General features: G+C 37.1%; 17 protein-coding genes and 2 pseudogenes. 2 read left to right on the top strand and 17 right to left on the bottom strand.

What is annotated here, in order from left to right:
- Positions 1–193: 193 nt before the first annotated feature.
- The 5 genes and pseudogenes from U2718_RS02180 to U2718_RS02160 all read right to left on the bottom strand — a co-directional run.
- Complete coding sequence (locus U2718_RS02180) at positions 194–1,834, bottom strand: cyclic peptide export ABC transporter (RefSeq protein WP_341999811.1); 1,641 nt, start codon at positions 1,832–1,834, stop codon at positions 194–196.
- 83 nt (positions 1,835–1,917) lie between these two features.
- Positions 1,918–3,177, bottom strand: coding sequence for a glycosyltransferase family 2 protein (locus U2718_RS02175; protein ID WP_341999810.1), 1,260 nt, complete (start codon positions 3,175–3,177; stop codon positions 1,918–1,920).
- Between the two features lie 18 nt (positions 3,178–3,195).
- On the bottom strand, positions 3,196–3,393 hold the full coding sequence (locus U2718_RS02170; protein WP_341999808.1) for a hypothetical protein: 198 nt from the start codon (positions 3,391–3,393) through the stop codon (positions 3,196–3,198).
- A gap of 263 nt (positions 3,394–3,656) precedes the next feature.
- A complete protein-coding gene (locus tag U2718_RS02165) occupies positions 3,657–4,505 on the bottom strand; it encodes an SDR family oxidoreductase (RefSeq protein WP_341999806.1) in 849 nt (282 codons plus the stop codon).
- Positions 4,506–4,828: 323 nt separating this feature from the next.
- Positions 4,829–5,125 (bottom strand): annotated as a pseudogene (locus U2718_RS02160) (ISKra4 family transposase); the annotation flags it as partial.
- Positions 5,126–5,145: 20 nt separating this feature from the next.
- Here U2718_RS02160 and U2718_RS02155 point away from each other — a divergent pair.
- Both U2718_RS02155 and U2718_RS02150 read left to right on the top strand, forming a co-directional pair.
- A complete protein-coding gene (locus U2718_RS02155) occupies positions 5,146–5,649 on the top strand; it encodes a glycosyltransferase (RefSeq protein ID WP_341999804.1) in 504 nt (167 codons plus the stop codon).
- A 1,111-nt stretch (positions 5,650–6,760) separates the two neighbouring features.
- Positions 6,761–6,943, top strand: coding sequence for a hypothetical protein (locus U2718_RS02150; protein WP_341999802.1), 183 nt, complete (start codon positions 6,761–6,763; stop codon positions 6,941–6,943).
- Positions 6,944–7,256: 313 nt separating this feature from the next.
- Here U2718_RS02150 and U2718_RS02145 read toward each other — a convergent pair whose 3' ends face one another.
- The 12 genes and pseudogenes from U2718_RS02145 to U2718_RS02090 all read right to left on the bottom strand — a co-directional run bounded on the left by U2718_RS02145 (position 7,257) and on the right by U2718_RS02090 (position 21,125).
- Positions 7,257–7,730 carry a DUF2141 domain-containing protein gene (locus tag U2718_RS02145; protein WP_341999801.1) on the bottom strand — a complete coding sequence of 158 codons (474 nt, stop codon included), beginning with the start codon at positions 7,728–7,730 and terminating at the stop codon, positions 7,257–7,259.
- 89 nt (positions 7,731–7,819) lie between these two features.
- Positions 7,820–8,083, bottom strand: coding sequence for a hypothetical protein (locus U2718_RS02140; protein WP_341999799.1), 264 nt, complete (start codon positions 8,081–8,083; stop codon positions 7,820–7,822).
- Between the two features lie 81 nt (positions 8,084–8,164).
- Entirely contained in the window at positions 8,165–9,166 is a 1,002-nt protein-coding gene (locus U2718_RS02135) for an NAD-dependent epimerase/dehydratase family protein (RefSeq protein ID WP_341999798.1), read from the bottom strand.
- Between the two features lie 74 nt (positions 9,167–9,240).
- Positions 9,241–10,557, bottom strand: a pseudogene (locus tag U2718_RS02130) (phthiocerol/phthiodiolone dimycocerosyl transferase family protein); the annotation flags it as partial.
- A gap of 64 nt (positions 10,558–10,621) precedes the next feature.
- Positions 10,622–12,028, bottom strand: a complete 1,407-nt coding sequence (locus tag U2718_RS02125) for a phthiocerol/phthiodiolone dimycocerosyl transferase family protein (protein WP_341999795.1) — start codon at positions 12,026–12,028, stop codon at positions 10,622–10,624.
- A gap of 181 nt (positions 12,029–12,209) precedes the next feature.
- Positions 12,210–13,610, bottom strand: a complete 1,401-nt coding sequence (locus U2718_RS02120) for a phthiocerol/phthiodiolone dimycocerosyl transferase family protein (RefSeq protein WP_341999794.1) — start codon at positions 13,608–13,610, stop codon at positions 12,210–12,212.
- Between the two features lie 43 nt (positions 13,611–13,653).
- Positions 13,654–15,525, bottom strand: coding sequence for a hypothetical protein (locus U2718_RS02115; protein ID WP_341999792.1), 1,872 nt, complete (start codon positions 15,523–15,525; stop codon positions 13,654–13,656).
- A 204-nt stretch (positions 15,526–15,729) separates the two neighbouring features.
- Positions 15,730–16,044 carry an acyl carrier protein gene (locus tag U2718_RS02110; protein ID WP_341999790.1) on the bottom strand — a complete coding sequence of 105 codons (315 nt, stop codon included), beginning with the start codon at positions 16,042–16,044 and terminating at the stop codon, positions 15,730–15,732.
- Between the two features lie 63 nt (positions 16,045–16,107).
- Positions 16,108–17,148: a fatty acid desaturase gene (locus U2718_RS02105; RefSeq protein WP_341999788.1), complete on the bottom strand. Its 1,041-nt coding sequence runs from the start codon at positions 17,146–17,148 to the stop codon at positions 16,108–16,110.
- A 130-nt stretch (positions 17,149–17,278) separates the two neighbouring features.
- Positions 17,279–18,430 (bottom strand): beta-ketoacyl-ACP synthase III, encoded by a 1,152-nt coding sequence (locus U2718_RS02100; RefSeq protein ID WP_341999787.1) that lies wholly within the window; start codon positions 18,428–18,430, stop codon positions 17,279–17,281.
- A gap of 76 nt (positions 18,431–18,506) precedes the next feature.
- Positions 18,507–19,424, bottom strand: a complete 918-nt coding sequence (locus U2718_RS02095; RefSeq protein WP_341999785.1) for a hypothetical protein — start codon at positions 19,422–19,424, stop codon at positions 18,507–18,509.
- Positions 19,425–19,466: 42 nt separating this feature from the next.
- Positions 19,467–21,125 carry a PfaD family polyunsaturated fatty acid/polyketide biosynthesis protein gene (locus U2718_RS02090; RefSeq protein WP_341999783.1) on the bottom strand — a complete coding sequence of 553 codons (1,659 nt, stop codon included), beginning with the start codon at positions 21,123–21,125 and terminating at the stop codon, positions 19,467–19,469.
- Between the last annotated feature and the right edge of the window lie 40 nt (positions 21,126–21,165).

The following is a 21,165-nucleotide window of genomic DNA, read 5'->3' as shown; positions in this document are numbered from 1 at the left end:
ATGCTGTCAAAAGTATTATTAGTTCTGTACTGAATCCATTCTCGACAAGATAAAACACTTTTAATGTCTTCTCTTAATCTTCTGTCTTGCTTTTCCCGTAATGAAAGTCTTTTTTGGGAAATATTGCTTGACAATCCAGATGGAACGAATTGCTTGATATTACTTAAAAGCATTGTTTGCTACTCTTTATATATCAAATGTTAATTAATGCAGGATTCTTGTCATATTTAACTTTGCCGTATTCCAGCTTCACAATCCGATCTGCAATGTGAAAATATCGGTCATCGTGGCTAATAACAAGTACAGTTTTACCTCTACTTTTTAGTTCTGGTAAAAGTTGTGTGTAGAAAATTTCCTTAAAAACAGGATCTTGATCTGAAGCCCACTCATCGAACATATAAATAGGACGATCTTCTAGGTAGGTTGTGAGTAGAGCAAGGCGTTTGCGCTGTCCTTGAGAAAGATTTGTAGTAGAAAGTACGCCATTGTTGACCTTAACTTTATGGTCAAGTTGTAGTTGGACAAGGTAGTTTTGAGTTTGAGCATCTAGGTCACTATTATCTAAACCCAATAAACGCTCAAAAAGATAAAAATCAGAAAATACTACTGAAAATTGCTGGCGATACCACTCTCTATTGTGATTGTCGATGAGCTTACCATCTAGATAAATATTTCCAGTTTCAGGAATATAAAGGCCAGAGATTAATTTAGCTAGAGTGGACTTACCACTACCATTTCCTCCGACAATAAAAACTAATTCTCCCAAATTGAATTTTAAGTTAATAGGGCCAAGGATAAAGTTTGTTTCCTCTCGCTCTTGATAATAGCTATGAGTAACGTTCACTAATTCTAGAGATTGCCAAAATTTTTCTGAGGTAAGTGCTGTAACAGAGGTAGTTTCGTTTGAATTGGTAGGCAATGAAAGACCCAGAGACTCAACTTTTTTTAATGCCACTAATGCTCTGGCTATAGTAGGCAGCATACTCATTATGTGCTCTAATGGTGACATCATATAGATAATAGTTAGGGCATAGGCAGATAAAATTGCGGGATGAATCTTTGTTAAGGAAGGTAGGATGAATAAAAGCAAACCAATCGCGACAAAAAATAGAATTTGTCCCCAACTGGCAGCAGCCGCAAAAACACTCATACCAACAACATTATGATGACGGTATGATAGGGCAGTTGTGCGAAGGTCTTCTTTGAGAAATGATTGCCGTCGCTGGCGGTGTAGTTTCAGTTCTTTTGTGCCTTGTGTTATGGCACAGAAGTGGTTAAATAACTTATCTTCCTGTTCGCGAGCCAATTTCAGCAAAGACATGGCTTTCATCATTGGTAATAAATAGCTGAATATTCCCAAGAACAGAAAGCAAAGACCAACAAAAAACACAGTGTTAGAGAGCCAACCAAGGTATATCAGGCAGGCAATCACAATGGCTGTGTTGATACAGAAAAAGGGAATAATAAAAACTGTGCTGGAAATTGTTCGGATATCTTCAGTGAGGGCGGCGAGAAGACGATAAGCGCCAACTTGTTCTAACTGACGTAAGGGAGAAGCAAGAATACGGCGGCTTAACAGCATCCGCAGGTCGAGAATCGCCTTTTCTGAAAGATGGATAAGTAAAACTTGAGAAGCGAAATTAGCAATGAGCCGTACCAGACACAGAGCAGTAAAGCTCCAAATTAGCGTATTAGTCGAGGGTTGATTCTGGCTCAATGTAGCATTAATTAGAGCAATCAGACCAGCAGCACAGCCACCACTAAGGATGCCAGCCAATATGGCAAGGCTAAGGAGAAGAGCAGAAGTGCGTAAAAGAAGGCGGAAAAGGTTCATGAAATTCCTCTTCAACAGCCAAAGGTTAAAATTTTAGAGTTTACAACTGCATCAATTCGAGTTAATGATGCGATCGCGCCCAGTTAAAGTGAAATATTAGTGTCAAGTGGTTGGCTTGAAAGTTGATAAGGTTGGTATTCAATTAATCGAATATTCCAGGGCCCTTGAATCTGATAACTAATGCCGCGCCATTCCACTTTTTGTATCAATATCGCCGATACTATCGCGGCTGCATAAATTAGTTGTGTGAGCGGAATTGCTACCAACATTTTTGCCGCGATCAGGGTTGAAAATCGGGTCGTCGATTCATCCCGCGCCCGAAATACTCGTTGCACACATTGCTCTACCAATACCATTTGTAGAGCTAGTGCCAGGATGTAGCTGGCGAATCCGCCAGTTATCCCCAGTGCAGCACCTATGTTGCCGCTACTTAATACAATCAGCAGCAGCACTAATATCATTACGACAGCCAATGTAGATGTGAATACTTGGGCAACAATGAGCAACCATTGAGGATTATACAGACGTGTGGAGAGTAATTGGCGTTGAATGAAGCGCAAGCATTGAGCTAAATTACACTCTTCACGATTAGGCATCAGGACTGTAGGTACAAATTTTACGTTTAAACCCATTGCTTGCAATGCTCCAAGTATGGGGGTGTCAACGGAAATACTTTGTGTCCATTTCTCCAACAACCCTGATCGCCGCAACACAGAAAGCTTCATTGCGATTGAACCTCCCCAAGGAGCTTGCTGGATAGACATAAAGACGACGGCTACTGTGTTCCATAGATATCGAACTAGCGAACCCCATTGTCCGGTTTGCGTTATATACCAACGGTTTCCTGTGGTGACTCCAATCTCTTTGTCCATTAGGGGCACAACCAATTCACGCAGCCAAGTGGGATGGGCGATGACATCGGCATCTATAAAAGCTACTACCTGATAAGAATTATCTAGTGCACGGATGGCTTGTACTAGAGCACTGCCTTTAAGACTACATGTGTTTTGTCGAGCAATTAGAGGGCTGACTTGAACGTGCTTTGCTCCTGCTTGCTGAATCGTTTCTTGAACGATATTCCAGGCTGGATCTTCTTGACTATCGACAACAATGTGCAAGTTGTATTGCGGATAGTTTTGGTAGAGTAGGGCACGCACACAGTCAGCTAAGAATGGATCGGCACCTCGCAGGGAAAGAATGACTGCTGCCTTGGGCAACAACTCGTCTTGTATAGTCTTTGAGCTTGGCAAATTCATTGATGATACAAAAGCCAGTACATAAAATGTCTGGAGAATCGAAAAAACTGCCAAAATTCCAAAAAGAGCGATCGCGAACACATTCATTGATTTACCTCACACTCACTAAATCTGCTTAATAGAGTTGGGCAGATTATTCTTGCGACTAACCCACCAAAAAGGATTGCCCCAAACACGAGAGGCTACTGCCATATAAAACCCTATTAACCGCAGCCTCCACAGGTGTAGATTCCACCAACTGGGTAGTAAAGTTGTTTGGTCAGCTTTACAAAGTACAACACTTTGGTGAGTAGATAATTTCATCTTGACGAATATTTAACCTGTGCTAAATTCCAATCAATTTGATGTCACTTGCTAAGGCTATAATCTTAGAACTTGCGCAAAATCCCTCTAAAATCCTCTTGACTCCCTGCTCTGTGCGTTGCGCCAGTTGCTACAAGTCTCTTAACCCGCAAGGGCACACTGGCTTCTCTGCGGTTTATTATTCTATAACTCGTGCGTAAGTCCTGAATCTGTTAGTTAGCAATTTACAAAAACTATAAAAATCACAATTGAAATTGTGGTTTTCAAGCACGGTTATATTGATTTTTGGCAAAATTTTCTGCACGCAATTGGTTAAGTCTAGCTACAGCAATCCAACGATAAACTGCATCTACAAATTGTGGAGTAATTTGTCCAATAGCAAACATTACTTTGGTCAAAAATTCTGCGATCGCACTTTCATTGATAATTACTTCGGCTTTGTTTTTCTGAATAGCTTTAATGACTGCTTTTGCCACTTCTCCTGGTGTAGATGTACCCGCTAATGTGGGAATAGGCAAACCGCTATCAACAGTCATGCCAGTTTCGGAAATATATCCTGGACATATCGCCGAGAAATTTATACCAGTGCTAGCTAGTTCCTGACGCAGAGAATCAGTCCACATTATCAAACCAGCTTTACTTGCTGAATAGATACTGTTGTAAGGAACTCCTTTTTTACCAGCTAGAGAAGAAATATTAACAATATGACCACTATTTCGCTCCAACATAGTTGGCAATACTAAACGGGTTAATTCCATTGCGGCTAGTAGATTAGTTGTCAATACTGATTGGAGATCCTTTAGAGAATAATTGGCGAAAGATTGATAAATCTCTACTCCAGTATTATTAATTAAAATATCAACTGGACTGACTGTGTTATTAATATGCTGTACTAGCAATGTCAACTGTTCAACATTTGTGATATCAAAAGTAAAACCAATAAATTTACCACCTAAAGATTTGACTTCATCACGTGTTTTATTTAGCCCAAGCTTTGAACGAGAAATACCAACTATGGTTGCCTGCTCTTTTGCTAAGGAATGAGCTATATATACTCCTAAACCGCGTGATGCACCAGTCAGTAGTACTGTTTTATTTGCGATAATTGTCATGATAAATAACCTACCTGAGTTTAGTTAAAATGTAAACTTAATTTTGCACAACAGAAAATTGAATACTCCTGATCCATCAGCTAATTATGGAAGTGATGGATTGTGTATATCAATGCAATATTTATTGGATCTAAACTATTCAAACTATGTCAAGCTTTTAAGCCAAGAATGAGAATGGCTTATACTACCTTGAAAGGACTAGCTTTATTTTTCAAGCTTCGTCCCATCAATTTGGATTAATACGCATATTATGCTAATGAGATACTCAATTACAACTGATATGCAACATTTTTACAGGGAGCATGCATTTTTGGCAGAAAGACTCAAATAGCTAATAAACCATTGAGATAAGCACAACGAACAGAGAGGATGTGATTGACACTTTCAAAATTCCACTGTGCGCCAGAAATTTTAATCCTGGCACCAATTTGTTTAATAGCAGATTCAACTGCTCCAGAACCAATAGAACAAAGTTGTTCAGCTTGATAAGAACTGTAGTTGACAATGCCAGAGCGATGTTTTTCGAGATAAGCAATGAAGTTTTTAACTTGTTTACCCCGGCACTGATGAAATAAAGCCTGAGTTTCTTGTAGTTGACCTCGCCACAAGAGAGCTTCAGCAAAAAGGTATTGATATACTATTGAAAGCTTTTGCTCGTATTGCTAAAAAATATCCCGATATTTCGCTCATTCAAGTTGGAACTGGATCTATGACTGTACAGCTGCAAGCCTTAGCTAATGAGCTTGGTATCAGTAATCAAGTTCGTTTTCTGGGAGCACAGCCTCATGAAGTTATTCAAAAATTGATGCGTAATGCAGAAATATTCGCTTTGCCCAGTCAAATAGCAAATAACGGAAATAGCGAAGGCTTACCAATTGTTATTATGGAGGCTGCTGCTTGTGGTATACCTGTCATTTCCACTTGGCACAGCGCTATTCCTGATGTAGTTCTTGATGGTAAAACAGGCTTTTTAGTGCCAGAAAAAGATGATAAATCTCTGGCTGAAAAGATAGATATTTTATTGTGTGATCGTGCTTTAGGTAAAAAATTAGGAATTCAAGGACGCGCCTGGATTTGCGAAAACTTTGATATTCGTAAGCAGACCCATAAGTTAGAGAAGATTTATGATTCAGTAATAGGCTGAAGATATTTATAGAAAGTGGTCAATTTACGCTTTTTGTGATAACTTTCCTCACCTCACGGCCATCTGGATGGATTTTTCGGTTCTTTAGAGGCCTTATAACCCTGAGAAGTTTTGATAAACTTTAGTTTCTATCCACAAACTTTTATTTTGCATAAGTTTTTATTTTTACTTTACTAAAAAAATATAAATTAATTAATGATATCCTAAAAGCTATAATAATTCTCTTTCATGTCTAGTAGTTATCCATTGGTAAAATAGCTGTCTGCCTGGTTTTGGTGGCAGAGCATGTTCAAGTAAACAATTTTTACATCTGTTTATTTCATAATCCACTATCTCAAGTTATTCTGGAGGTTTTTCACAGAAATATAATTCTAATTCATTAAAAATAAATTGTTTTTTTAACAAACTAATAGTAACGGAAGTATGACCACAAATTGGGCAAGTTTTTCCAACAAAATTAGACATAATCATTAATCTCCATATAGTATGTATCGGAATATTTAATATAAACAATAGCATCAAGACAAAAGTCCCTGATGGAGTAGAGAGCTACTAATTTATGAATAGTAGATTCAGGCACTGGATGTAGCTGAAAACTTTCCAGTTTCAAAAATTGTAGCATTTGGGTATCTTTTAAGATATTTAAATGCAACAATGATGCAACAATATAGTGAGGTGATGTCTTTTTGCCATTTGACAGCAAGCGCCTCAACAATCTACAGCAAGTTACAGCTTAATCAAAAGGCTAACCACCAAAAACACAATTAGGATAAACGTGTATTTGTATTGTGGTGCCTTATCTTTTCACGGAAGATACTTTTACCGTATCGGTGTCTTGAACAAAGCAATCCGCATCGTAGACTCCGCTGCATGACGACAGTTCTACAGGTGATCGCTATGATGCAAAAAGCCATGATAGATACAGAAAGCTAATAATGGTGATTTAGGAGAGCGAAATCCTCTGGAAAACCTTTCTAAGTTTCAATAAAACAATGAAAGTAACAGAATTACTAATAATTTATCGTTGCATTAAAGTAGCATTTAAATTTACAAAATAGTAATTTTATATAATTATTTATTTAGAGAATAACTTTATCTCGGAGAAACAATCATGTTAAACGGCAAACACAAACTAAATCGTCAAAAAACACAAAAAGCTGCTCAAAAGTTCCAAGCTTTTGAGACATTAACAGATAGTGAAGCACAGCAAGTAACTGGGGGTTTTACTTTTGATATTTTACCTTTTGACTTGGAAATGATTCTTAGTACTAGTGTATTGAAGATTGAATTTTGAAATAATTTCTGAATCATAATACTCTTATGCCTAATTTTTAAATTAAGCATAAGAAGCTATTATTACAATTTTTGTAATTTGCCAGTGACAAAAATATCACTGGCTTTTTGTTCTCGTGATTAAAACTGATAAATTTCAAGAAAAACTCAATCAAAATTTTAATTTATCTATCTCTCTAAATCAGTATTTTAACTAAACTGAAAAACTCACTTCCAGTAGTAGGAGTGAGTTTGAGGCTAATATGATATTTTAATTTTGATTTGATTATAAAAAATGACATTAATAACTATTTGAACGAAAAATAATAACAAAGTCAATTTGATGGATCAAGAGAATATTTCATGTTAATTTTAATTGTTATACTATTTTTCAAAGAAAAACTAGCTTCTTGAAACTTTGGTATTCCCTTTAGCATAGATACAGTTGGATTTTTGGAAATACCAAATCCTTCTTGAGGAATACCTAAAAAGTCTCTATTTAGTTTGTAATCTCCATTTTGATCATCTATTACAGCAACAGCATAAGTTCCTGGTTTTAATCCATCGAATTCCTTTTTCGCAGAACTCCCTTGAATTTTAACACAGTCACTTTTGACTTCACTAATATCACTTAAGGGAAATCCTCTCTCATCTCCATATATCCTTAGGCATATCTGTCCTTTTTGACTACGGATTCCATCAACTATAACAGTTAATTTTAAAGTAGATTTTGGATTAGCTGTGGCCAAGTTAAAAACAGCTAAGTTAGAACATAGGAAAAGACTAAAGAGAGTTAGTTTGTTGAGCATAATTATGTATGTAAATTGTAGTTTTACTAGTTAATAAAACTTAAAATTTTTCACAAATGTTAAACCTGGCGATGCGTTACAGCTAATTCTTATTCTCTTAAATTCTGAAATACTTGTATAGCTATAACACAACGGTAATAAAACGAGAACTCAGGGTGGCGGCTACTTACCCTACGGGAAGCCGGGCAAAGCCCGTCTACAGAAGCCACTACTCTATGAGAAGCCGGACTACGTCCGTCTACGTGTCTACCACCGTTAGCGTAAAGCCCTGCGGGCATGGCTGCGCTTACCGCGTAGCGTGTCGCTTTGCAACTTAGCTCCTCCACCAGGCGGCTCTGAAGTTCAGTGGGCATAACATCTGACCGTTTTTACCTCCACTACTTAAAAATTACTTTATAAATAACTTCTAAGCTCAAATATCCTTGATTTGGCTATTACACCAATTTTTTAATATCCGTTTTTTGTAGCCATTCTCGTGTGCGCCGCATTCCTTCTTCTAAGTTGATTCTTGGTTCATAATTTAGTATTCTTTGTGCTTTGGCAATAGAATATGCATAAGGACGCGAGAGAAAATCTACAGTTTCTGGTAGAAGGTCGGGTTTTTTCCGAAAAAGTTTTTGTCCTTGTTCGCGCACTCTAATAAATAATTTGGCTTCCTCTTTTGGTAAAGAAAAAGGTATAGGTAAATCTGCTATTTCAGCTAGACGTGTAAAATATTCTTTCCAAGAAGTGTTTTGTCCGTCAGTTATGTTAAATATTTCTCCGTATGCTTCTTTTTCTATGGCAAGAAAGATGGCATCAATGAGGTTATCAATATATACATGGTTGCTAACTCCCTGTCCATCATTAATCAATGCAAATAATTTTTGCTGCATCATTACCACTGGTCGAACTACCCAGGGAATACTCCTTGGGCCATAAACATCTCCTGGTCTAATGATGATAATTTCAAAATTTGGTAAGTCATGAAGTTGTAAGAGTGCTTTTTCAGCTTCTATTTTTGTTTGGCATAAAGGATGATTCTCACCACGTAGTGGCCCTTCTTCTGTAACGTGATCTGGATAATTGAAACCGTAAACCATAGCACTGGAGAGATAGGTGAAGATTTTGACACCAGCACTCTTGGCAGCTTTAGCCATAGTAATGGTTCCACCAACATTAACCTCACGAAAATGCTTAAGTGAACCACTTTCTTGGGCAATACCAGCTGTATGTAAAACGATGTCTACTCCCTGACAAGCTTTAGAAGCGATCGCTGGATCGGTAACGCTACCAACAATAATTTCGGCACCCAGCTTTTGAGCTTGTTTGGCTTTTTCTGCGGAACGTGACAGTCCTCGAACTTTGATTCCTCGTGCTATGGCTATTTCGGCAGTTCGTAAACCGATAAATCCACTAATTCCTGAGATGAGAAGTGTTTGTTCAGACAAGTTCATAAAAATTACTCACCTTTAAAATATTGAAATGGAAATTCCTATATCAAGTTGCATTGCAAATTATTTAATATCTAGTTACCAAAAGTTAATTGTTGGTTATTACTGGCTTCAAAAATATAGGTAAGGACATTATCGGCAAGAATTTCTATCGTTTTCTGACTGATAGTAGGCTGAGAAAACATAAAGTTCAAAAACATTTTTGACTCAAAAGTTAGAACTGCAACACGTAAACCTTGAAAAGCTGCAATAGAAGTAACAAAACTAATTTCTTCTAGCTCAAGTAAACCATAATTTGAAGGTATATTTACTATACCTATATTGGTGACACCCACAGTTGAAACCGCCTGACGAGGGGAGGAAAGAAGAAAGTTGATAAAAATTTTAGTAATCAATGGTAAACAGAAGATGCGATCGCTTGCTATTGTTGCTTCCATTTGTTCTTTTCGATTGCGAGCCAAATCCCAAAAGGATGTATTAATTTTGAGAGTATGAAATGAGATATCACCCGAAACTAACACGCTCAAATGCTCATTACTAACTTCTGGTTTGAGACGATTACGTATGTTGATTGTTGACCAACAACTGACACTTATATTTTTCTTATTACCACTAGTAATTTTTCTAGCAGTTGCAAATAACATCGCTGCGCATAAAGCAGCAGATACTGTTGTCTGATTCTGCCTACAAGCATTTAGTAATTGTCTGGTTTGCTCTACGTTCAGGGTTCTGTGAACCAAACCAGTACACCGTGCTTCAATCGGTAAAAATTGTTCAAATTTCAAAGTTTGTGGGCGATACCAAACATCTTTGAATAAAAACCTTGATATTGTCAAAAATATATTAACCGCACCTTTCCATCCTTGCATCGAAGTTGGAAGAAGACTTCCTATCGGTGGCATTGCAGGTAAAGGAGTAACTTCTATTGGTTCAAAAGATGTAATTTTTTGACAATAGCTTAAAAGTTCTGAATGCAGTTGAATGCATGATAAGCCGTCTGCGATCGCATGATGAATTGTCGTAATTAAATAGTTGAGATTGTTTTGATTTTGGACTCTAACTAGTACAACTCGCAGTAGACTTTCGTGGCTGTCAATTTTTTGATTGAGTTCTTCTAATGCAACTTCTTGCCACTGTTGTTGCTCGCGCTTTTCCACAACGCGCAAAGGAATCTCAACTGCTGCTGTTTCAAAGCGCAGACTATTTAACTTACCTACTATCCGACAGTTGAGACGAGGATGACGTGTTTGTAATACTTCCAGAGCTTGTCTGAGGATTTCTTCACTAAATATCCCCTTGATTCGGCAAGTCGTGACTATGTTATATGTTGTAGCACGGCGATTCAAAATCTCCATTGCTTGCTCGAAAGTAGAAAGTTTCCTGTCGTAATGCATAAGTATATTGATGTTTAAAAAGACAGGTACTGGAAAAGCTGAATTTAGTATCTACTAAATTTCTTCATAGCTCTCGTTTAGATACTCGACGAGCAGTTCTTAAAGCACTTCTAGAAAATGAAGTCGGTTGTTGCTGAGAAATAGCAATCATTTGATCAGCAAAAATAAATTTTTTGTTGTTACCAGCCTCAAAAATACAGCCAAGGACATTATCTACAAGAAGTTCTGCTGTTTCTTGACTGATAGCAGGCTGAGAAAACATGAAATTCAAAAACATTTTTGACTCAAAAGTTAGAACTGCAACACATAAACCTCTAAATGCCGAGTTACTAGTAACAAAGCTGATTTCTTCTAGCTCAAGTAAACCATAATTTGAAGGAATATTTACTATCCCTACATTGGTGATACCCACAGTTGAAAATACTTGATAAGGAAAAGCAAGAAGAAAATTAATCAAAAACTTAGTAATTAGTGGTAAACAGAAGATGCGATCACTTGCTATTGTTGCTTCCATTTGTTCTTTTCGATTGCGAGCCAAATCCCAAAAGGATGTATTAATTTTGAGAGTATGACATGAGATATCACCCGAAACTAACACGCTCAAATGCTCATTACTAACTTCTGGTTTGAGACGATTACGTATGTTAATTGGTGACCAACAACTGACATTTAAATTAACTTTCTTACCACTAGTAATTTTTCTAGCAGCTGCAAATAACATTGCTGCACATAAAGCAGAATGCACCGTTGTCTGATTCTGTCTACAAGCATTTAGTAATTGTCTGGTTTGCTCTATATTCAGGGTTCTGTGAACCAAACCAGTACACCGTGCTTCAATCGGTAAAAATTGTTCAAATTTCAAAGTTTGTGGGCGATACCAAACATCTTTGAATAAAAACCTTGATATTGTCAAAAATATATTAACCGCACCTTTCCATCCTTGCATCGAAGTTGGAAGAAGACTTCCTATCGGTGGCATTGCAGGTAAAGGAGTAACTTCTATTGGTTCAAAAGATGTAATTTTTTGACAATAGCTTAAAAGTTCTGAATGCAGTTGAATGCATGATAAGCCGTCTGCGATCGCATGATGAATTGTCGTAATTAAATAGTTGAGATTGTTTTGATTTTGGACTCTAACTAGTACAACTCGCAGTAGACTTTCGTGGCTGTCAATTTTTTGATTGAGTTCTTCTAATGCAACTTCTTGCCACTGTTGTTGCTCGCGCTTTTCCACAACGCGCAAAGGAATCTCAACTGCTGCTGTTTCAAAGCGCAGACTATTTAACTTACCTACTATCCGACAGTTGAGACGAGGATGACGTGTTTGTAATACTTCCAGAGCTTGTCTGAGGATTTCTTCACTAAATATCCCCTTGATTCGGCAAGTCGTGACTATGTTATATGTTGTAGCACGGCGATTCAAAATCTCCATTGCTTGCTCGAAAGTAGAAAGCTTCCTGTTGTAAGGCATAAATACCTTCATATTAAAAATTCCCTAAACTCAGATAATGAAGCTAAATATTATCAACTTCACTCCACATATTCAGTACTAATAAAACATCAGTTAATTTGCACAAAAGGTGAAAACATCTCTCATGAAGAGCACGTTTTTAACTACTAAATAGACTTTGGTTTATATCCCATCAAAACTTTTATTGATAGCGTTTAGAGGCTTGATGAGCAAAATTACTTCTAGAAGATGAGGTTGAGAGATAGTGTGATAACGCACTCATTTGGTCGGCAAAAGTGAATTTTTTGTTGTTGCTAGCCTTAAGAAGACAGCTAATAACATTATCTGCAAGAACTTCCGCCACTTCCTGACTGATGGCAGGTTCAGAAAACATAAAATTCAAAAACATTTTTGACTCAAAAGTTAGAACTGCAACACACAAACCTCCAAACGCTCCCCATGCAGGAACAAAGCTGATTTCTTCTAGTTCAAAAAAACTATAATCAGAAGGAACATTAACTCGACCTACATTAGTGACACCCACTGTTGCAAACATTTGGCGAGGGTAAGCAAGAAGAAAATCAGTTAATGGCTTAATTAATAATGCTGAACAGAAGACGCGATCGCCTTCTATACTTGCTTTCATCTGTTGTTTTCTATTGCAAGCTAAATCCCAAAAGGGTGTATTTGTTCTGAGGGTATGAAATGAGATATCACCAGAAAACAACATACCTAAGTGTTCATCACTGACTACTGGTTCAAGATGTTTACGCAGATTGATGGCTGACCAACAACTGACGTTTGTATTTTTTTTCTGACCGCCAATGATTTTTCTACCTGCTACAAACAACATTGCTGCACATAAAGCAGAATGCACCGTTGTCTGATTCTGTCTACAAGCATTTAGCAACTGTCTCGTTTGCTCTTGATTGAGCATTCTGTGAATCATGCCAGAACGGCGTGATTCTATAGGTACGAATTTTTCAAACTTCAAAGTTTGTGGGCGATACCAAATTTGCTTTAACAAATGCCTGAATACAGTTAAGAAAATATTCAATCCCCCCTTCCATCCTTGTATAGAATTTAGCAACAGTCTTTCTAGAGGTGGCAGTGTAGGTAAAGGAGTAACTTCTATTGGTTCAAAAGATGTAATTTTTTGACAATAGCTTAAAAGTTCTGAATGCAGTTGAATGCATGATAAGCCGTCTGCGATCGCATGATGAATTGTCGTAATTAAATAGTTGAGATTGTTTTGATTTTGGACTCTAACTAGTACAACTCGCAGTAGACTTTCGTGGCTGTCAATTTTTTGATTGAGTTCTTCTAATGCAACTTCTTGCCACTGTTGTTGCTCGCGCTTTTCCACAACGCGCAAAGGAATCTCAACTGCTGCTGTTTCAAAGCGCAGACTATTTAACTTACCTACTATCCGACAGTTGAGACGAGGATGACGTGTTTGTAATACTTCCAGAGCTTGTCTGAGGATTTCTTCACTAAATATCCCCTTGATTCGGCAAATGGTAACTATGTTGTACGCGCTAGCACGACGATTTACAGCCTCTATAACTTCCTCAAAAGGAGAAAGTTTTCTCTCATGTAACATAACTACTGTGTTTTTGTATATTCTGGTTTACATCCAACCCAAATTAGCGATCATCTAATTTTGCTTTTAAAGAAGTGAAATGTTTACCACCAAGTTCAATTTGCCCTTCTGCACACCCAGTCTTTAATCTTTCCACTAGATATTCCAAATCACTGGCGATGAAATTGGTGCCATGATCTGGTTCGATTAAACTTACCAAAGCTGTATTTTCTACTTGTTGATTTGTCAAGCTAGAAATGCCCAAAAAATTGAATACTCCTGATTCATAAGTTCCACAAGGAACGGATGGATTTTTAACACCAACACAATATTCATTCGGTTTAAACCATTCCAATGCTGGGTACCCGTGAAAATGAACTATTGGTGCACCATTCTTAATCAGTTCTGGTGTATATAAAGCAGCAGACAAACTAATAGCAAGCATTACATAGATATCATATGAAGGCTTAATATCTACTAGCTCTGGATTAATATCCTGTGGTAATTGAAGAATTAAATTTTCTTTTAAACCAATCCGAATGATATCACTCTCAAGCTGTAAATCTGTTTTGTTTGAGCCAGAACGAGAGCTAACAAGCCAGATATCTGGTATTTGCTTAAATAGATATTCTCCTTTAACATTAGTTTTGATATAAAACCGACCTTTTTCATTTTGTCGGAGTTCATCACTATGAAATCCAGTTACAGGTAATAAACTTTGCCACTCATTTTCAGTTATTTCCGGCTCTCCAACATATTGTGGAGGTTCAGCATAAGCAACAAAACCATAAGAAACCCCTGTCCTTCCATTCACTATGACATTCACAATATCTCTATGAGATTTTCTTTTGATAACTTCATAAAGTTTAAATCCTGGAGGAAACAGACTTGTTGATGCTAACTCATTACCTAATTTCACTAATTTTGCAGCATAGCTAGATTCATTAGGATTATACTGCCCTAGCTCAAATCGACTTAGTAAAAGTGGATATATTGGTACAAAAACTTTAGGAATTAGTGAGTTGGCAACAAAGTGTTCTATCTCACTTCTCGGAAATACAGAATCTGAAAGATTCATATTTAAGATAGAAACTTTTTCCTCAGATACTCCAATTACCATTTCTGAGAATGTTCTAATTAAAGTATTTAAACCAATTTTTATCTTTTGTTGGTAAGGAAGTAAAGGATTGACAAATTCCTCATCTAGTTTTGTCAGGGTAATTACCTGAGTATTTGTAGGATCTTCAATATATTTAGCTGTATGGTCTTCAGCCCAACTACTCAATTTAGCTATTCTAGAAACAGAGATTTCTCGATTTTTTAAAAGTACGCGTGAATAAACTTTATATATATTCTCTGCCATACATATTCCCAACTTTCTTAACAAAAGTGGAGAACTTTCAACAGCTATGACTGCATCAACTCCTGATTTAACATTTTTAATTTTGAAGCTTTTCTTCAAGTTGATTTTAGAAAATTCAATAACATAATTAAATTCTGTTATTGCTTCTTCCCAAGGTAGAACTTTTACTCCATAATCCTTGAGTTTAGTTGCTAATTCCTCTCTGAATTTAATAATTTCTACTTGGTCGTAACCTTTAGGTAAAGGTCTAAATGTAACTGTTAGCTTTTGAGCCATAACTTGAGGGTCAATAACTGGTGGCTTAAATTCCACATTTGATTGTTTGACAAATCCTCCAATTAAACGACCAATAGTTTGTAGACTTAATCCGATACTCAAAGGAACAGAAGCGGCTTTAGCTGCAACATCTTTGTCCCGTAAAAACGCTAATATTTCTGCTTTATAAGCACTTAACTCTGCCTGTATTTCTGGTGTAATTACCCCCTTAGGGGAACGAAGATTAAGTTTGTCATTATCTACCCAAATTTGAACACCTTTTTGAGTAAGGTTTTCCACAAGTTCATATGTATTCATAGTTTTAATATTTCTGAATAGTGATAGTTTGAGTTGAGAAATTGGTTTGTTAGTAAAAGTTACCGTTATTGAAATGTGGAAGAATACAGTTATCTGAAAATGGAGTTAACACTTTATAGAGTGAGATAACTGTTGTTCGCACCACAACCTATTTTGAATCTTTAAACTAACCTAGAATCATGAGAAAAATATTTAGTAACTTCTTCAAAACTCAAAAGTCTCTGAGTTTGAATCCGCGAAGTCTTCTGCTAAACGCTTACTCAGTGCTTCAATAGTAGGGTAATGCCACAACAAAATCAAAGATAACTTAAATCCCAGCAATTTCTCGGCTCTACTGGCAAGAACCATCCCCTGGGCTGAATCCAAGCCATAACTGTCCAAAGGTTCTCGAATATCTATTTCATCAGGTTCAACTCCTAATAAATCAGAAATGTTAGAAACTAACCAAGCTTGTATTTCTTCTGCTGTGTAAGACCGTTTTACAGTTGAAATAGGTGAATTATCAATATGTGAGCCCATTTGTAAACCCTCTAAAGTTAAAGAACTTTGGATAATAAAAATTGCGATTAAACTTTGAGACAATTAAATCGAGTTTCCAGAAATTTCCTTAAACAAGAACGGCTTAATTTGTTCAGGTTTAGAGTAATATTGCATATTTCTCAAACTCATTAAGCAACGAAAAAAGCCTGTAGCTACTGCATAGGGTTGTTCGTACTTCGTAGCTTCAAAAATATCAGGAAGATATTGGTGAGATAGATAAGGATAGCGATGATGTACCTGTTGATAATTAATATGGCTCCACAGCCAATTTATGAAAGGGTTAGTTAGAATTACCCAACTGTCAACCTGTAATCCATCGCCTTGAAGATTTTGAAACTCATCTTCTGTGTCTGCTCCGTGCTCAAAACTTTTTTGTACAGTAGGTGAAACAGCAGGAGCAAAAGCATAATGATCGCACAAGGCACGAAAGGAATATACAGGTGGTGCTAACGCAAAAGTGGGAATGACTGTATACCAAGGGGAAATCCCTAACATTGGCAGCATGTAAAAATAGAAAGTCACAGCCAAACTCATAAAGCCAATATCTTTTAGACCTCGAAATACCCTATTCCACTTACCTGAAAATAAAGCTGCTGCTACTATTTTGTAGTGTTCATAAAGAGCGATCACTCCTCCCATTATAAATGCATACCAAAATGGGTAGTTATGCAATTTTTCCTCAGGATCTAAACCAGGCCGATGGGTATAACGATGATGGGTTAAATGAAACTTTCGATTGGCATAAAAAGGGAGCATCACAACTAAAGCAGATAATATCCCACCCCACAAATCATTCCAAAATTTGCTCTTGAATAACACCCTATGGATGCCTTCGTGTGCCAACACACCTACACCCGTTAACAGCAAGCTGTTAAATACTGCGAAAATCATAATAAATGCCCACTTAATAACCAGATGCATCGGTTGAGGATGAGTTAAGAAGAAGGTGTCAATTGCGCTAGCACCCATCTGTGCTAAAGTAAAAGAACTGACTAGCAGGCTGATAAAGAAAACTGATTTGAACAAATTTTTTGTTTGGGGAATTATCTGTTCAGTTGATTTCGGAATTTTGAAGTCTTTCACAAGTCAATAATAAGTGAGTTTTGGCAATTCTTAAAACATTTAAATAGTCATATTTAGATTACTTGTTAAACCTATTTTTTCATTAATTGCCTAAATGAATTTACTTTTATAAGTATCACAAGTATTCATATTAAACGACTGTTAGATGCATATAAGCATATGAGAATCTAGCACTCTCAGGAATCAAGCAAAATATTTTATCGCCTCGTTCAAGTTTGCCTGATAACATCAATTCTTCCAACATTACAAAAATAGAAGCAGAGCCTGTATTCCCCTTTATTGTTAAGTTAGTAAACCATTTATAGTACGGAATTTCAAATCCGATTCTCAGCAACTCATCGTAGAGTGGTTGCTTAAAATGTTCTGATGAGTAATGAGGTAAATACCAAGTGATATCATCTGATTTTAAGCTATATTTGTCTCTAACTTGTGCAAAGCCTTTTTGAATTCCATAAGGAACTACATTTTCTCCTAGCAATTTTGCATCCTGTTTGAGGGCAATATAACCCTCTTTCCATACTTCATCTGGATTTTCAACATCTCGCAAGCCTTGTAAAGAACCATCAGATCTCTTCACAGCTCCCGCATACATACAGGTCTCTAGCTCATTGGCAAAAGAGACGATATCAACCCAATCTATTCTGAATGAAATTTGATCTTGACGGGGAGTATTCGCGATTAACACTGCTGCTGCTGCATCAGAAAGCATCCACCTTAAAAAATCTTTCTCAAAAGTGATGATCGGTTTGGCTTCTAAATTCTGAATTTTTGCTTCTATTTCTGATTGAAAGAACTTCGCTCTAAATTGGTTTGATACGAGTTCTGAACCTGTGGTGACAGCATTTTTAGTCAATCCGGAATAAACGCTCATATATCCATACTTAAGTGCAGTTATTCCTGAGCAGCAAACTCCACTTGTGGACACAACTTCACAAGGAGGACACCCAAGCTCCCCATGCACCATCAAACCATGACTAGGAACAATCTGATCCGGAGAAGATGTTCCACAAACCAAACACTCAATATTATCTAATGGAAAATTAGAGTTTTTGGTAAGAGTACGCACTGCCTCAGCTGTTAATTGCGCATTAGTATGAGTTTGCTTACCTGTTTTTGGATCTATTGCGTAATATCGAGAATTTATACCGTTATTTTTCAGGATTCGATTTTTACACCGAGAAGGTTTTCCATTAACTAACCCCAAAACATTTTCCATCTCCTCATTACTAACTGGTTGATTCGGTAGAAAAACTCCTAAACCTGTAATGTATGCTGAAGCCATAATTTCCTCCAAACAAATTTACAAGACTCAGATGAATAGCACTAATCTCCAGCAAGCGATGAGTTTTTGTTGACTCTTAGCTTGCACCAGATGGTGATTTTAAAAGCTCAACATAAGATGCGATTTTTTGATGAATCAGCGGAGCAAACAGAAATTGAACAACACTGGAAACGAGCACAACAATTGGAATCGCAAATAGGAGTTGAATTGCAAAGATGCAAATAATTGGCATTCTGCTCCAACTTCCCTGTTTGCCAAACAAACGAGCCAGCTTGGCCCAAGGACGGTATGCTAAGTGGCCAATTACTTCTACAATCACATAGCGTTGATTGACTTCCACTGCCCCAAGTCCTTTCAGTATTGGCTGACTAGAACTATCACTTAATGCTTCCAGATGATTGGCTATGCGCTTGCCAAATCTTGAGAGTGCATAGATATCTTCATCTTTGACGCCTGCTGCAGGTAATACTCCCAAAAATCTATTTTTTTTCCCTGTCAACAGTAATCGAGGAGTGGTAATAAAGGTAAGCAAAGCTGGCCCTTGGTGAGTTAAAACTACATTGTCAATGTGAATTCCTCCAACAGAAGCAATCATTTTCTTCATCATTTCTGAGGCAGAGTGCCACATATTTCGACACACTACTAAAGTGATGACTTTCGTATCTTTGAGGGCTTTTGCATACTTAGATTTGAAAAAGCCCTGAATTGGTAAAGATGGTGCCAAAAACCAAACCTGATAGGCTATGATAACTAGGTCAAATTTTTCATCTTCACTAAATTTTGGTGAGTAAATTTCCGGTGGTTCTTGATTTACACATTCTGGGAAAACATCAAAAAATTTATACAAGTTCCAAGGAGAAGGATAATCGGCTTTTGGTTTAATACATTCCCAGGTCAGTTCGACAGTTGGCGCATTCAAATATCTAGTAAAAGATTCGGCGGCACGAGCCACATCCCCCGATTGTGAGTAATAAACTACAAGTACACGTTTCATGACTGTAGATGGAAAAGATTGTTACATAGATGACAAGATGTATCAGTCTAATTTCGGTGGATAGTTGGTGTAGTAGGCTGGCATTTGTAATCCTTGGATTTTTAAACTTTGCATCCGGTATAAAAATGCAGATCCCTTCATAATTTGGTTGGCAATGTCAACCACTTTCCGATTATTCGGTTCTGCTAAATAAGAACCTCTTACCCAATCATTAAAACTACCCATCGCTGGGCCACACCAAATTTGGTAATCGGTTTCTCGCCCTTTTTCACCAGAATTAGACCAACGAGATGATAATCCGAGATACCAACGGAAAATTAGAGCCATCTTCAATTTGGGGTTGTTGTCAGCTTTAGCTAATTTATCTGGATTTCTTTGAGTTAAATAAGCGGCGGTATCTTCCCAAATTGTTTCCAGGCTCTTTCTAAAAATTTGCTTCTCTAATTTCTCTCTTTCTGCTGGTGGAATATCTTCAATGGAGTCATAAGTTTTGTATAAATCAGACAGTTTTTGCGCCCGCAGAGGAAAGAAAGTTCCTCTTTTAAGGACTTGAAGTTTTACGCCCATTTCAAACATATCTGCTGCCGGAGCCATCATTACATCTGCCATTTCGGCTTGAGCCAGTAGTTGTTTGGTATGTTCAGATGTTCCGGCTTCAACACAAGACTGATTAATAGAGCCAGTGACAATATAAGCAGCACCCATCATGAAAGCAGCTAATGCTGATTGAGGAGTTGCAATTCCTCCTGCTACCCCAACTCGGACAGGTCTTTCATAAGCATATTTTCTTTGAATTTCATCTCTTAGTTCTAGAATGGAAGGAAAAAGGCAAACTAGAGGACGATTATCTGTATGACCACCAGAGTCTGCTTCTACGGTAATATCATCCGCCATTGGAACTTGTTCAGCTAGTTTTGCTTGTAATTCACTGATGAGGCCTTGTTCAACTAACTGCTTAAGAATTTTTGTAGAAGCAGGCTGAAGAAATTTAGTTGCAACTTCTCTTCTCGAAATTTTAGCAATAATCTTGTTTTTGATTTCAATTTTATTAGCTGCATTTAAACTCAAGCCAGCACATCGATAGTAGACTATATTGTCAGTTAAATCTAAGAAGGCAGAAGCTTCTACTGTTTTAATACCATATTTGAGATATAAATCAACAACAGCGCGTTCAATAGATGGTTCACTGGGGCTGTGAAGTAAATTAAAAACGTAAGGTCCTTCCGGTAAAGCTTGTTGAATACGGTTAATGGCGGTTTCAATACGAGAAGTAGATAAGCCTCCAGCACCAAATGAACTCAATATTTTCTCTTTACCAAGAGCAATAACTAGTTCTTCAGAAGCTATTCCCTGAGCCATCGCGCCAGTGGTGTAGGCATATTTTACATTATGAAAATCTAAAAAAGTTGGATCGCCTAACTGTTGAATTGCTAAGGGCGGAGCAGCTATAAGCACCTCTACTTTTCCTGTTTGTCCATCATTGAAACTATATAAGTAACCTTCATTGGTTACACCTATTTCACCTTCAAACCTAACAACATAACAAGGTTTATTTAAATTCAGTAGTTTAGCTTTTATACCTTCTTTATCAAAAGAGACAGAATCTAAAGAACCTTGCCAAACATGATTTTGATGAGAAAAAACTTCTGAAAATTTTAGAGCGTTTGAATTTTGACGCAATATAGTATCTACAAGTCTCACGTTTTTATCCCCTTAATTTCTAAAAATCTGTAAATCGCGA

Origin of the sequence: Chlorogloeopsis sp. ULAP02 (assembly GCF_038404745.2) — a bacterium.
Classification (GTDB): domain Bacteria; phylum Cyanobacteriota; class Cyanobacteriia; order Cyanobacteriales; family Nostocaceae; genus Chlorogloeopsis.
This window is presented reverse-complemented; position numbering and strand designations above follow the sequence as displayed.

Excerpts from the sequence above, each read along its gene's own strand:
- U2718_RS02180 (WP_341999811.1), bottom strand. The coding sequence starts at position 1,834 with ATGAACCTTTTCCGCCTTCTTTTACGCACTTCTGCTCTTCTCCTTAGC.
- U2718_RS02175 (WP_341999810.1), bottom strand. The coding sequence starts at position 3,177 with ATGAATGTGTTCGCGATCGCTCTTTTTGGAATTTTGGCAGTTTTTTCG.
- U2718_RS02170 (WP_341999808.1), bottom strand. The coding sequence starts at position 3,393 with ATGAAATTATCTACTCACCAAAGTGTTGTACTTTGTAAAGCTGACCAA.
- U2718_RS02165 (WP_341999806.1), bottom strand. The coding sequence starts at position 4,505 with ATGACAATTATCGCAAATAAAACAGTACTACTGACTGGTGCATCACGC.
- U2718_RS02150 (WP_341999802.1), top strand. The coding sequence starts at position 6,761 with ATGTTAAACGGCAAACACAAACTAAATCGTCAAAAAACACAAAAAGCT.
- U2718_RS02145 (WP_341999801.1), bottom strand. The coding sequence starts at position 7,730 with ATGCTCAACAAACTAACTCTCTTTAGTCTTTTCCTATGTTCTAACTTA.
- U2718_RS02140 (WP_341999799.1), bottom strand. The coding sequence starts at position 8,083 with ATGCCCACTGAACTTCAGAGCCGCCTGGTGGAGGAGCTAAGTTGCAAA.
- U2718_RS02135 (WP_341999798.1), bottom strand. The coding sequence starts at position 9,166 with ATGAACTTGTCTGAACAAACACTTCTCATCTCAGGAATTAGTGGATTT.
- U2718_RS02125 (WP_341999795.1), bottom strand. The coding sequence starts at position 12,028 with ATGCCTTACAACAGGAAGCTTTCTACTTTCGAGCAAGCAATGGAGATT.
- U2718_RS02120 (WP_341999794.1), bottom strand. The coding sequence starts at position 13,610 with ATGTTACATGAGAGAAAACTTTCTCCTTTTGAGGAAGTTATAGAGGCT.
- U2718_RS02115 (WP_341999792.1), bottom strand. The coding sequence starts at position 15,525 with ATGAATACATATGAACTTGTGGAAAACCTTACTCAAAAAGGTGTTCAA.
- U2718_RS02110 (WP_341999790.1), bottom strand. The coding sequence starts at position 16,044 with ATGGGCTCACATATTGATAATTCACCTATTTCAACTGTAAAACGGTCT.
- U2718_RS02100 (WP_341999787.1), bottom strand. The coding sequence starts at position 18,430 with ATGGCTTCAGCATACATTACAGGTTTAGGAGTTTTTCTACCGAATCAA.
- U2718_RS02095 (WP_341999785.1), bottom strand. The coding sequence starts at position 19,424 with ATGAAACGTGTACTTGTAGTTTATTACTCACAATCGGGGGATGTGGCT.